General features: G+C 38.2%; 11 protein-coding genes. All 11 read left to right on the forward strand.

The window, feature by feature from the left end:
- Position 1 precedes the first annotated feature (1 nt).
- Positions 2 to 1,426 carry a spore germination protein gene (locus R6U77_RS12855; protein ID WP_319835934.1) on the forward strand — a complete coding sequence of 475 codons (1,425 nt, stop codon included), beginning with the start codon at positions 2 to 4 and terminating at the stop codon, positions 1,424 to 1,426.
- Positions 1,423 to 2,559 (forward strand): Ger(x)C family spore germination protein, encoded by a 1,137-nt coding sequence (locus R6U77_RS12860; RefSeq protein ID WP_319835935.1) that lies wholly within the window; start codon positions 1,423 to 1,425, stop codon positions 2,557 to 2,559. Before R6U77_RS12855 ends, R6U77_RS12860 begins: the two co-directional genes overlap by 4 nt.
- Positions 2,560 to 2,714: 155 nt before the next feature.
- The gene (locus tag R6U77_RS12865) at positions 2,715 to 3,695 is read left to right on the forward strand and encodes a tetratricopeptide repeat protein (RefSeq protein WP_406601044.1); all 981 of its coding nucleotides are present in this window, start codon (positions 2,715 to 2,717) and stop codon (positions 3,693 to 3,695) included.
- A gap of 113 nt (positions 3,696 to 3,808) precedes the next feature.
- Positions 3,809 to 5,095: a trigger factor gene (gene tig, locus R6U77_RS12870; protein WP_319835937.1), complete on the forward strand. Its 1,287-nt coding sequence runs from the start codon at positions 3,809 to 3,811 to the stop codon at positions 5,093 to 5,095.
- 206 nt (positions 5,096 to 5,301) lie between these two features.
- Positions 5,302 to 6,570, forward strand: coding sequence for an ATP-dependent protease ATP-binding subunit ClpX (gene clpX, locus R6U77_RS12875; protein WP_319835938.1), 1,269 nt, complete (start codon positions 5,302 to 5,304; stop codon positions 6,568 to 6,570).
- 220 nt (positions 6,571 to 6,790) lie between these two features.
- On the forward strand, positions 6,791 to 9,109 hold the full coding sequence (gene lon, locus R6U77_RS12880) for an endopeptidase La (RefSeq protein WP_319835939.1): 2,319 nt from the start codon (positions 6,791 to 6,793) through the stop codon (positions 9,107 to 9,109).
- A 3-nt stretch (positions 9,110 to 9,112) separates the two neighbouring features.
- The gene (gene yihA, locus R6U77_RS12885) at positions 9,113 to 9,694 is read left to right on the forward strand and encodes a ribosome biogenesis GTP-binding protein YihA/YsxC (protein WP_293928605.1); all 582 of its coding nucleotides are present in this window, start codon (positions 9,113 to 9,115) and stop codon (positions 9,692 to 9,694) included.
- Between the two features lie 233 nt (positions 9,695 to 9,927).
- The gene (locus tag R6U77_RS12890) at positions 9,928 to 10,401 is read left to right on the forward strand and encodes a GNAT family N-acetyltransferase (protein WP_319835940.1); all 474 of its coding nucleotides are present in this window, start codon (positions 9,928 to 9,930) and stop codon (positions 10,399 to 10,401) included.
- Between the two features lie 14 nt (positions 10,402 to 10,415).
- A complete protein-coding gene (locus R6U77_RS12895; protein ID WP_293928601.1) occupies positions 10,416 to 10,589 on the forward strand; it encodes a YjfB family protein in 174 nt (57 codons plus the stop codon).
- A gap of 65 nt (positions 10,590 to 10,654) precedes the next feature.
- Entirely contained in the window at positions 10,655 to 12,322 is a 1,668-nt protein-coding gene (locus R6U77_RS12900) for a hypothetical protein (RefSeq protein WP_319835941.1), read from the forward strand.
- Between the two features lie 77 nt (positions 12,323 to 12,399).
- Positions 12,400 to 13,836: an S-layer homology domain-containing protein gene (locus R6U77_RS12905; protein ID WP_293928597.1), complete on the forward strand. Its 1,437-nt coding sequence runs from the start codon at positions 12,400 to 12,402 to the stop codon at positions 13,834 to 13,836.
- Position 13,837 lies beyond the last annotated feature (1 nt).

Below are 13,837 nucleotides of genomic sequence, written 5' to 3' on the forward strand. Positions count from 1 at the left end.
TATGCAGCAAAAAATAACGGAGATGGAGCTGCGCCAATTATTTAATCAAACAGCCGATGTGCAGTTTCAAACATACCAGTTCCAATCATCTACAGTTAGTCTCATTACATGCGAGGCTATGATTGATACGCATTTATTAAATGAGGTTATCGTACCGCGTGTGAAAGCAGTTGGTCAGCAGCAAGACGAATCAATTGAAGCGCAGCTATATGTACCTGGCTTACAGCAAGTAGAGTCTTTGTCAGAGGTTGTAACACTTGTTTTCACAGGCTTTGTTGTTATTTATTTTGAGCAGCAGCAATTGCTTTTTTCGAGCAATATTGCTAAAAAACCGAACCGAAATCCCGAGGAAACCAATTTAGAGGTGCTTATAAAAGGTCCACGTGATAATTTTATTGAGGACATTGGGGTTAATATCGCCATTATTCGTAAGCGTTTACCAACAAATTCGCTTTCAGTTGAGAAATATACGGTAGGAAGACGTTCGAAAACAACAGTCGCACTTTTATATATGAACGATATTGCGAATGATAAAATATTGCAGGGGATACGCAAGCAAATTAAGGAAATTGATACAGATGTCATGATAAGTGCAGATTTATTGATGGAGCGTATTACTGGAAAGGGAAAACTAATACCCCGTACCACGAATACAGCAAGGGGAGATTTTGCTGTTCAGTCATTAGTGAGTGGGCGCTTTTTAATATTAGTCGATGGCGTTTCTTATTCGGTCATTTTTCCAATTAATTTGTTTATGCTATTGAAAACAAGTGAAGATAATGAATATCCAGTAATATTTAGCTCATTCGAGCGGCTATTGCGCTTAGTGGGTATTTTATTCGGGTTGCTGCTACCAGCCTTTTGGTTAGCGCTGACAACTTTTCACCAAGAGCAGCTCCCTTTTCAGTTGCTAGCAACAATCGTGCAATCGAATCGTGGCTTACCATTGCCATCTGCGCTAGAAATGCTATTAATGCTATTGATGTTTGAGCTTTTTCGTGAGGCGGGTTTGCGCTTGCCTAGCATTATTGGCGGAACAATAAGCGTTGTAGGTGGTCTGATTATTGGCGATGCAGCAATACGAGCAGGTGTGACAAGCCCTGCCATGATTGTCGTTATTGCGATTTCCACAATTGCCACTTTTACACTTGTCAATCAAGCGCTTGTAACAGCGGTCAATTTGTTGCGTGTTTGCTTTATTTTAGTTACAGCAGTATGTGGCTTGTTTGGTTTTTTTGTCTGTTTATATATGCTGCTTACTTATTTAGCGGGTATACGACTCTTTGGTATTCCTTATTTAAATATCGCTACAGATTTAAAATGGGAAACGGTAAAGAAAACTTTAATACGTGAGGTTCCTCAGCAAAAGGCAATGCGTCCAAATGCATTACATTTAAAAGATAAAACAAAGGGAGGCAAAAAATGAAAAAGAGTTTATGTTTTTTCGTTTTATGTAGTCTTTTGTTAGCCTCATGCTGGGACAATAATGAGCCAGAACGAATGCTGTATATTCATGGAGTAGGTGTTGATTACAAGGATGGCCAATTTGAAATTTATGCGCAATTATTAGATTTCTCAAATATTGCACGCTCAGATCAACCGAGCACAGATGCCATTCAAACAGAGGTTGGTCATGCGACAGGTAAAACAATTGATGAGGCGGCAGTCAATTTATATCGAGCTGTTGACCAGCGAATTTTATGGGGACATTTATCCTATGTAGTATTTTCAAATCAGTTATTGAAAAGCTCTCACTTAGAGCAAGCGGTTGATTCATTTGTACGCTATCGAGAAACGCGCTATACGATGTGGGTGTACACGAGTGATGAGCCATTGAACGAGCTGTTGCTCGTTACACCGATTTTAAATAAAGGGATGACTTATTCAAGACTTGCAGATCCTTTAAATTCTTATTATCAAGAGTCTTTTATTGAACCGATTAGTTTACGTACAATGCTTATCCATTTAGACGAGCCAGGTCATGAGGTAAATATACCATTTGTTGTTTCAGGAGATAGATGGGAGACGCCTAAAGGTGTTGATCCTGTATATGAAATGCAAGGTATTAGTGTTATCACGAAATCGCAATTGAAGGGCTCCTTGTTTGATGCTGATGCAGAGGGGCTACGTTGGATGACCAATGAGACAGCACGGGCGCAAATTACGCTGGAAAATGATGATGATCAAAAGTCGTATACGACAATTATTGTAGATAAAGTAAAGCGTAAAATTACCCCTGTTGAAGAAGGTGGACAACTACGCTTTGATATCTCAATCGAAGTAGATGTAACGACAAGTGGAAAAGATGGACGAAAAGGTGAGGAAAAACTAAAGAAGGAAATAACAGGGCAAATAAAAAAAGAGGTCGAACACACTTATACAAAAAGTTTAGAGCAAAACATGGATGTTTATAGATTATCTGAGCAAGCATACCGAAAAAAGTTGAAGGCATGGAAAAGGTTGAATGACAATGGGCGAATTCAGTTAACGGAGCAATCTATCCGAAAGCTAGATGTGAGCATCAAAAACATTAGAACAGAGCGTACAACGAGACATTAGAGTTAAAATGAATAGGCTGCTTGGAAAGGATATTAGATTTTTTCGACAGCCTATATACATATTGAAAGGTGAGGCTTCCTGTTGTCCAATAAGCTACTGACATGTAAAATGATGATGAGGATAATCCAGATGTTACCGTAACGGGAGTGAATAGTTTGAAAAAAAAGAAGCAACAAATACGACGACAGGATAATGTAATACTGTTTCCCGGTGTAGGTGAACGATTATTGGAACAGGCGCATGCTTATGCAGAAAGCTACCAATACGATTTGGCCTGTGAAGCATTTGCGGAGGCTTTACGTTATATAGAGGGCGATGAAATTTCCTTAAGTGTCTACGCTTATTCGCTGTATGAAATACGCGCATTTAAGCAGGCTAAAGAAGTTTGTGAGGAGCTTTTAGCAATTGGTCCAACGATGTATTTTGAAGCAATGGAGCTATACTTAACGATTTCTATGCAATTGAGAGAATTTAAGCAAGTCGAAAAATTAATTGAAACATTGCTTGATGAAGATGCCATCCCAGAAAATCAATTAGAAAAATTCCAGCGACTAAAAAATTTGAATGCAGAAATCGCAAACAATCAACTGCTTCAGCAGGAAACTCAACAGCAAAATAATGCAGAATTTTCAATTGTCCATTTCTTGCAGCTCTCTCAATATGAGCAGCTACAAGTGATTTATCAATTAACAGATACAAACATTCGTCCAATTGTACAGCCGCTTATACAGGTTATAGAAAATGAAGCGATACATCCATTCATTCGAAGCTTGACATTAATTTTGCTTGTTGAACAGCAAGTAAATACAGAGATTTTTGTTGAAAAATTTCAGCAGCAGCGCACAGTTAATCCAGCTCATCTAGCAGTGCCAACAGAATTGCCGCAATATCAAGCGATTGAAGCAAATATCAAGGCGTGCTTAGAGAAAGACCCAACAACGCTAGAGATGGTGCAGCAATTGCTTGCAAAGCATGCGATTGTCACATATCCTTTTGAATGGTTAGCGTATGATGCTGAGGATGTGGCACAGAGCTATATTGATTATGTGCATATGCTTTTTGGTCAAGTGCAAGAAATGGATTACGAAATTATTGAATTTTTGCAACAACTCGAAACATTTTCAGAATTACATTAAACATGTGAAAAAAGTTGAAACATTATACATCTATGATATACTTAAATGGTTGTAGAAACTGTATAAAACAATATGTTTGTAAACAGAGCAATTTTATTTTGGAGGTTATATACATGTCAGTTAAATGGGAAAAACAAGAAGGTAACCAAGGTTTATTAACAATCGAGGTGCCAGCTACAGAAGTAAACAAAGCTTTAGATAAAGCATTTGCAAAAGTTGTAAAGCAAATTAACGTACCAGGTTTCCGTAAAGGGAAAATGCCTCGCCCGATGTTTGAAAAGCGCTTTGGTGCTGAAGCACTTTACCAAGATGCTTTAGAAATCATCATTCCAGAAGCATACTCAAATGCCATCGACGAAGCTGGTATTGAGCCAGTGGATTTCCCAGAAATCGCTGGAACTGAAAACTTTGAAAAGGGCGCAGACTTTACATTTACTGCAACAGTAACAGTAAAGCCAGAGCCAAAATTAGGAGACTACAAAGGTCTTGAAGTAACAAAGCTTCCAACAGAAGTAACAGACGAAGAAGTAGACGCACAAATCGAAGAGCAATTAGCGAAAAAAGCAGAGCTTGAAATTAAAGAAGATGAAGCGATCGTTGAAGGCGATACAGCTGTAATCGACTTTGAAGGCTTTGTAGGTGATGAAGCTTTCGAAGGTGGTAAAGGTGCTGACTACCCATTAGAAATCGGTTCAGGCTCATTCATCCCAGGCTTTGAAGAGCAATTAGTAGGCGTAAAATCTGGTGAAGTGAAGGATGTTGTTGTAACATTCCCAGAAGAATACCACGCTACTGAATTAGCGGGTAAAGAAGCGACATTCAAAGTAACTGTAAAAGAAGTAAAAACAAAAGTATTACCAGAATTAAACGATGAGTTCGCAAAAGAATTAGACTCAGAAGTTGATAGCGTAGAAGCTTTACGTGCAAAAATTAAAGAAACAACTGCAGCACAAAAAGAAACAGATTCTGAAGCAGCATTGCGCGATGAATTAGTTGAAAAAGCAGCTGAAAATGCTGAAATCGACATTCCACAAGCAATGATTAACACAGAAGTAGACCGTATGGTACAAGAGTTTGGCCAACGTTTACAAATGCAAGGTATGAACCTTGATCTTTACTACCAATTCTCAGGTCAAAGCGAAGAAGCTTTACGTGAGCAAATGGCTGCTGACGCTGCAAACCGTGTACGTGTATCATTGACGTTAGAAGCAATCGCTGCAGCTGAAGGTATCGAAGTATCAGAAGAAGATATTAAAGCAGAATTAGAAAAAATGGCTGCTCAATTCGGTATGACAACAGAGCAAATTACATCTGCATTAGGTGGTACATCTGTTTTAGAGAACGATATTCGCACACAAAAAACAGTTGAGTTACTAGTTGAAAACGCAAAAATTTCTTAATCGACTTATTTGCTAAATATAGATAAAACAAGGTGCACAATTTTGCACCTTGTTTTATCACATATACATATAAAAACGTGATAACTGCTCATATATTTTTTAGGTATAACTTATAATATACATAAAGCAAGCATAAAGGCAGTCAATATATTTGATAAAGAACAAATAATCTTGTAAGATTGAAGCTTGAATAGGGGTGAAACAAATTGTTCAAATTTAATGATGAAAATGGCAATTTAAAATGCTCTTTCTGTGGGAAAACACAAGAACAAGTTCGCAGACTGGTAGCAGGACCAGGTGTATACATTTGTGATGAATGTATCGAACTTTGCTCTGAAATTGTTGTAGAAGAGCTTGGAGTAGAAGAGGAAATCGACTTCAAAGATATTCCGAAGCCTAAAGAAATTTTAGGTATTTTGGATGAATATGTGATTGGGCAAGAACGCGCGAAAAAAGCTTTAGCTGTAGCGGTTTACAATCACTATAAACGCATTAACTCAAATGCTAAAATTGACGATGTAGAGTTGTCAAAATCAAATATTGTATTAATCGGACCAACTGGTAGCGGTAAAACTTTATTAGCACAAACGTTAGCACGTATTTTAAACGTACCGTTTGCGATTGCGGATGCGACTTCTTTAACGGAAGCTGGCTATGTTGGGGAAGACGTAGAAAATATACTATTAAAGCTGATTCAAGCAGCGGATTACGATATCGAGCGCGCTGAAAAAGGCATTATTTATATTGACGAAATCGACAAAGTGGCACGTAAATCAGAAAACCCATCGATTACACGTGATGTATCTGGTGAAGGTGTACAACAAGCCTTACTGAAAATTTTAGAAGGTACAGTAGCAAGCGTACCACCACAAGGCGGACGTAAACACCCACACCAAGAGTTTTTACAAATTGATACATCCAACATCCTATTTATCGTAGGTGGTGCATTTGATGGCATCGAGCAAATTATTAAACGTCGCCAAGGCGAAAAAGTAATTGGTTTCGGTTCAAATCCGAATAAAGTGGAAGAAACGGAAGGCTCATTGCTTTCACAATTGATTCCAGAGGACTTATTGAAATTTGGATTAATCCCAGAGTTTATCGGACGTTTACCAGTATTAGCAAGCTTAGAGCAGCTAAACGTAGATGCGCTTGTACAAATTTTAACGGAGCCAAAAAATGCATTGGCAAAGCAATATCAAAAAATGCTTGAACTTGATAATGTAGAGCTAGAATTTGAAGAGAAGGCATTAGAGGAAATTGCGAAGCTAGCGATTGAGCGTAAAACAGGTGCGCGTGGCTTACGTTCTATTATCGAAGCAACAATGCTTGATGTCATGTTTGAATTACCATCGCGTGACGATATTGTCAAATGTATCATTACGGCTGAAACAATCGTTGATAAAGCAGAGCCGAAATTGCTGTTAGCAGATGGCACTGAATTAAAAAAAAATAACGAAAAAACATCTGCTTAAACTATTAAAGTAACAACAGAAGCTGACATCAAACGTGCATCAGCACAAGTAGATGATCAGCTTTTCATTTACGTGAAATTTTTGTACATAAAAATGATTCGTATCCGATAACAAATAAAGATGTTAAATTAAACACATACTATCAAAAGCGGGTTGTTACGGATTACTCCTGCGGTTACTGTCGCAGAAAATATTGATTATTAATGGAGGTGAATCCCGCATGAGTGAAATGAAAGAAAATATACCATTGTTACCTTTAAGAGGCTTACTTGTTTACCCTTCGATGGTGCTACATATTGATGTAGGGCGGGATCGTTCAGTGGCAGCATTAGAGCATGCAATGATGAATGAAAGCTATATTTTTTTAATAGCGCAAAAGGATATGCGTGTTGAAGCACCAGAAAAAGCAGATTTATTTAAAATCGGAACACTAGCGACTGTAAAGCAAATGCTAAAATTGCCAAATGGAACGCTACGCATTTTAGTAGAAGGCATTAGCCGAGGTGCGATTAAAAAATATAAAGACGATGTTGATTTTACCAAAGTAGATGTCGAATTATCGGAAGATCCAACGTTCAAAGACGCTGAAACAGAAGCTCTAATGCGCACTTTACTAATGTATTTTGAAAAATATGCAAAAATGTCAAAGAAAATTACAGAGGAAACGATTGAATCTGTACTTGATATTACGGAGCCGGGTCGATTAGCGGATGTTATCGCATCACATTTGCCATTAAAGGTACAAGAAAAACAGGAAATTTTAGCGATTTTTAATGTCAAAAAGCGTTTAGATAACTTAATTATTCGCTTACATGATGAACAGGAAATTTTAGATTTAGAAAAGAAAATTAATAACAAAGTAAAGCAAGCGATGGAACGCACGCAAAAAGAATACTACTTGCGTGAGCAAATGAAGGCGATTCAAACAGAGCTTGGTGACCGCGATGGCAAAATGGGTGAAATTACAGAATTGCGTAAGCGCATTGATGCAGCTGGGATGCCTGAATCGACAAGAAAAGTCGCTCTAAAAGAGCTTGATCGTTATGAAAAGCTGCCAGCAGCGAGTGCTGAAAGCGGTGTGATTCGCAATTATGTAGAATGGCTTGTGTCCATCCCTTGGAGTGAAAAAACGACAGATCGTTTAGATATTGCACATGCAGAGGAAATTTTAAATCGCGATCATGATGGGCTTGAAAAAGTGAAGGAACGCATTTTAGAATATTTATCTGTACGTCAGCTGACAAATACATTACGTGGTCCGATTTTATGTTTAGCTGGACCACCGGGTGTAGGGAAGACGAGTTTAGCACGTTCTATTGCTGAAAGCTTAGACCGTAAATTCGTCCGTGTTTCACTTGGCGGTGTGCGTGATGAATCTGAAATTCGTGGACATCGTCGCACATATGTCGGGGCAATGCCAGGACGTATTATTCAAGGAATGAAAAAAGCAGGAACAATTAATCCGGTCTTTTTATTAGATGAAATTGATAAAATGTCCAACGATTTCCGAGGTGACCCTTCAGCCGCTATGCTTGAAGTGTTAGACCCAGAGCAAAATAACACATTTAGCGATCACTATATTGAGGAAACATACGATTTATCCAATGTCTTATTTGTCGCAACAGCCAATGATTTGAGCACGATTCCTGCGCCATTGCTTGACCGTATGGAAATCATTACAATTGCAGGCTATACAGAGCTTGAAAAAACGATGATTGCAACGAATCACTTAGCACCAAAGCAAATGCAGGAACATGGCTTGAAAAAAGCACAGCTTGTGTTGAAGGAAGAAGCGATTATCGATTTAATTCGTTACTATACACGTGAAGCAGGTGTACGTAGCTTAGAGCGTCAAATTGCAACAATTTGCCGTAAAGTAGCAAAAATTATCGTGTCAGGTGAGAAAAAGCGTGTAACAGTCAATTCCAAAACATTGGTTGAGCTGCTTGGTAAACACCGTTATCGTTACGGTCAAGCGGAGCAAGAAAATCAAATTGGTGTTGCAACAGGCTTGGCTTATACAACGGTTGGTGGCGACACGCTGCAAATCGAGGTTTCTCTAACACCTGGAAAGGGTAAAATCCAATTGACAGGTAAGCTTGGCGATGTGATGAAAGAGTCGGCACAAACAGCTTTAACTTTTGTGCGCTCTTTAACGAAGCAACTTGGCGTAGATGCTGACTTTTTTGAGCAGCACGATTTACACATCCATGTACCTGAAGGCGCTGTGCCAAAGGATGGACCGTCAGCAGGCATTACAATGGCAACTGCAATTGTGTCAGCTATTACCAATAAGCCAATTAAGCGTGAAATCGGTATGACAGGTGAAATTACGCTACGTGGTCGCGTATTGCCGATTGGTGGCTTAAAGGAAAAATCATTAAGCGCACATCGAGCAGGCTTGACAACGGTCATTTTACCGAAAGACAATGAGCGCGATATTGACGATATTCCAGAAGTCATTCGTGAACAGCTCACATTTAAACTTGTGTCACAAGCAGAGGAAGTACTTGCATTGGCACTTGACGGAGGTTTTTAATTAATGAAAGTCCATAATGTCGAAATGGTCATTAGTGCCGTTAGACCAGAGCAATACCCAGAAGATGGACTGCCAGAATTTGCATTAGCAGGTCGCTCCAACGTCGGAAAATCATCGTTTATTAACCGAATGATTGGACGTAAAGCGATGGCGCGTATTTCCTCAAAGCCAGGGAAAACGCAAACATTGAACTTTTATAAAATCGAAGAGCAACTATTTTTTGTCGATGTACCGGGCTATGGCTACGCAAAGGTATCAAAATCAGAGCGAGCAGCTTGGGGCAAAATGATTGAAAAATATTTTACTGGTCGAGAAATATTAAAAGCAGTTATGCTAATCGTCGATTTGCGTCATCCACCAACAGGGGATGATTGCATGATGTATGATTTTTTAAAGCATTACAATATTCCATGTATCGTCGTTGCAACGAAGGCAGACAAAATCCCAAAAGGCAAGTGGGATAAACATAAAAAAATCGTAAAAGAAACACTTGATATGGACCCAGCAGACAAACTCATCGTCTTTTCCTCGGAAACAGGCTTAGGCTTTGAGCAAGCATGGGAAGAAATCGAGAGCTATATGTAATAAAATTCAATGGGGCTTGTCCGAACTTCGGATAAGTCCCTTATTTTAGTTTTGATGGGCGAATCACTACTTTGAGACTAAAAAAATAGCGTTGCACGCTTTCTCTTTTTTTAAAGTTTTTATAAGATAGCAACAAAATGCCCACTGATTGCCATATCACTTTATGTTAAAATGAAAAGAAAATACTAGAAAATCCATGTTTTTAGCCGATTAAAAAGAGGAGGGGGATGACCATGTCTACAATAAAAATAACAACAGAGAATAGGTCGCGCGTCATCGACTTTTTTCAAGAGCATTGGGGTAGCCCAGAAATGGTTATCTCTTCAGGTGTCTATGATTGTAGTAATCTTGACGGTTTTATCTTTGAAGAAAACAATCGAATTTTAGGATTAGTGACATATGTTTTTCATGAAAAGGAAGTCGAAGTTATTTCGTTAGACAGCATTGTAGAGGGGAAAGGAATTGGCTCTTGTTTAATGAAAGAGGTAGAACATTTCGTCCAGCAACAGGGTATAGCAACGATTTCGTTAGTTACAACGAATGATAATTTAAATGCACTGAAGTTTTATCAAAAGCGAGGCTACAAACTCGATGCAATATTTCCAAATGCTGTTAAACAAGCAAGAAAAATAAAACCAAGCATTCCGTTAGTGGGCTATAATGGAATACCAATTACCGATGAAATTCGCCTAGTGAAAAAGCTATAAGGGAGGTCAACATAATGGATATCGCAGCATTAGCAATGAATATGAAGCAGGCACAATTGATGCAGCAAGTATCAATCGCTGTGACAAAGCAAGCAATGGAGTTTCAAGAGCAAAGCACAGAGCAGCTATTAGAAGTAATGGATGCACCACATCCAAGCTTAGGTCACGCCATTGATGTTTCTGTATAATAATGACGTCCATTGTGTGCAATGGACATTACATAGGGAATTTGCAACAAAGAGGAGGAAATACATTGTTAAAAAAAGTAGCAACAATGTTCATTACGCTTGCTGTTTTAATGAGTCTACTATTACCTAATCAGCAAGCTCAGGCAGCCACAACATATACATTTGTTTCAGCAACGTATAACGAAACAGTTGCCAAGGATGGTACAGTCACAAAAACGTTAAGCGGTGTTACATTGGAAAATAGCAGAGGCAGTCGTAGCACCTTTAATATGGACCGCAGCGCTAAGCTTTTCATTAATAATACGATGACGACAATCGAAGGCTTTAAGTCTGGCATGGAAGTAACGGTAAAAGTAAACTTGCGCCGTGTAACAGAAATGCGTGGTGTTTCAGCAATTGAAGAAGGAACAATTGCACCAAGCAGCAAGCAAAAATATGGTACAGTCACAAAAATTGATCCAAATGGCTTGTTCGTCACAATTAAAATGGATGGTGCAAAAGAGCAAGATTATTATGTCAATAAAAATACGAAATTTATTAAAGGCTCATCTACACATGATTTAAGTGCATTATATGAGGGAGACCGTGTAAAAGTAAAATTTTCAAGCCCTTCCACTTCCATTATTTCTGAAATGGAAATTATCGTAACAGGTGTTCAAGTAGCGAATGTGTATAAAGCCAAGCTACAAACAGTCAATACATCAGCGAATACCTTTGTTGTGCAAAATGCACATGCATTCACAAACTGGCTATTCGGCACTTCTGAAAAAACAGCGATGAATAAATTTACATTCGATAATAATACATCTATTTATGTTGGCAATGAAAAAATTACGAAAAATCAATTAAGAAACTATCAAAACAGTGAGCTTTATTATGTAACAACGAAGCAATTTGGCAAAGAAGTTGTCAAAAAGGTTGTTGTTTTACAAAATAATGAACGCACATACTACGAGCCATTAACAGCTGTCAATACGTCACTGAACTTCCTACAGCTAGGCTATGCAGGTCAATTATACTTCCATGAAGGCTCGATTTTAATTCGCAATGGTCGTTTAGTAGAGCCATCTACATTAGCTGCATACGGCTCTGCCTACGTGGTAACAGATGGTGCGACAGCTAGTCGCTTTGCTCATGTTGTCAATATTACAAATGATAGCTTTACATCGCCAAACTTAAAGCAACAAGGTCTATATTTTGGTCAGCTAGAATTTGTTGATATGGACAATTACTTAGTAGAGCTTGATGAGCTAGAAAAAATCGAAAATAATTATTGGGTGACACAGGAAGATACAACATTTGCTTACAGCAATAGCTCAAACATGGTATCAAATGTTCGCAATGGCGTGATTTCAATTGTGCCAAATATGGATTTAATTGAACATGAAGGCTCATATGGATACTTCTATGTGAAGGATGGCCATATTCAAGCATTACATGTGCTGACTTCATCACAGAAAAAATCACAGCTAGTCTTAACAGGTCGCATTCAAGACTTCCGTACATTGACAAGCAATGGCAAGGAAACACGCTTAATGAATGTTAAAGATGTAAGTCAATGGATAAATAGCGAATGGATCGATAGTGGCTCATTGACGAATGTGATGCTTGATCAAGCGATGATTATTAAAAACGGTAAGGTTATTAAAGCATCAGAGTTAAAAGAATCAGATCGTGTCGTGTTATTCACAAATGCTCAATTTGATGCACATGTAATATTAGTAAATGAATAGTAGTGAGAAATAAAAATAGTGAAGGCTGTTCAAGTGCTGGACAGCCTCCTCGCTATTTGAATAAAGGAGTGTAAAGCATGAAGCAACGTCAATGGTTAATCACAATCGTCTCCTTATTGCTATTTACAATTGTTTTTTATTCAGGAAAAGTTGAGGCAAACACAATTGATTTAAATGGTGGAGTTAAAAATGAGAATACATATGAAGAGTATGTATTTTTGACAGGTGTACCAATTAAATTTACTGGTACAAATAAAAATGTTTCTGTATCCGTATCGGAGAAAAAAGGACAATTGACAGAAACGTATAAGCTGACATTAACAGGAGCGAACGGCGAAAAATTAGCGCGCCAATTTACATATGCATACGATGTAACAAACTATGATCAAATTGGACAAAGCACAGCAACAGGGGAAGTTACAAAGTATACAGAGAAAGTGACGATTGGCAATAAAACGTATACATTGACGGATTATCAGTTTTCTAAAAGTGCTGTTACTGATAAACGACCAGCATCCGATTATTTTTCAGGTAATGCACTTGCACGTAAAACATACTCAGTGAAAAACGGAAAAAATACGGACGAAATTACGATTCATGTGGATAGCCGCAATGAAGGCTACGAAAACTTCTGGGGTGCTACGGAAACACAAATTACAGAGTATGAAATGATATTTGAGGATGGCTCCATTGGTACAGTAAAAAATCGTGTATCTTCATCAAAGTCTCGCACATTAAACTATGAAGAAAATGCCTCGTCCTTATCAAGCTTTTATGGTGGCTATGTTGTAAATAGCGCAGCTGATATTATTTCTGAGTATGACTATAAATTGCCGAAAAAATCGGGCACGGTATCATTAAATTTAAAAATGATGCCTCGTATAGAGCGATTAATTGTTCCGAAATTTAGAGATTTATCGAGCCATCAAGCGAAAGATGCGATTGAAAAACTATATTCTTTAGGTATTTTAGAGGATCAATCGAATTTCTTTTCACCAAATACACCAATGCAACGCTATGACTTTACGATTGCCATTGGAAAAGCAATCGATTTACGTGTGTTGGAAGACACTGAAAAAAGAGGGAAAAAAGCACCTGCAAGCATTTTTAATGATGTGAAACGTACAACAAAGGACTATAACTATTTAGAATCCGCTGTCAAAAAAGGAGTTATTACAGGTATAACACCTACGAAGTTCGATCCTGATGGCTTTTTAACACGCCAGCAGGCAGCTGCCATTTTAGTGCGTGCATTAGGTTTAGAAGGGAAAGCTCCAGACCCAGGCTATCAAACAAACTATCGTGATGATGCGAAAATTACAGACTATGCACGTGATGCAGTTTATGTTGTATCAGAGCTAGGCTTAATGACAGGCGATTCTGTCACAGGAAATTTCAATCCAAAAGGAAAGCTAACACGAGCGCAAGCATCATTAATTATGATGCGTTTCCTTGAATATTTAGAAAATGATTTAAAACAAAACTACCGTGATGATATTTTATTCTTTGATTAAG

This window comes from Lysinibacillus louembei (assembly GCF_033880585.1).
Taxonomy (GTDB): Bacteria; Bacillota; Bacilli; order Bacillales_A; family Planococcaceae; genus Metasolibacillus; species Metasolibacillus louembei.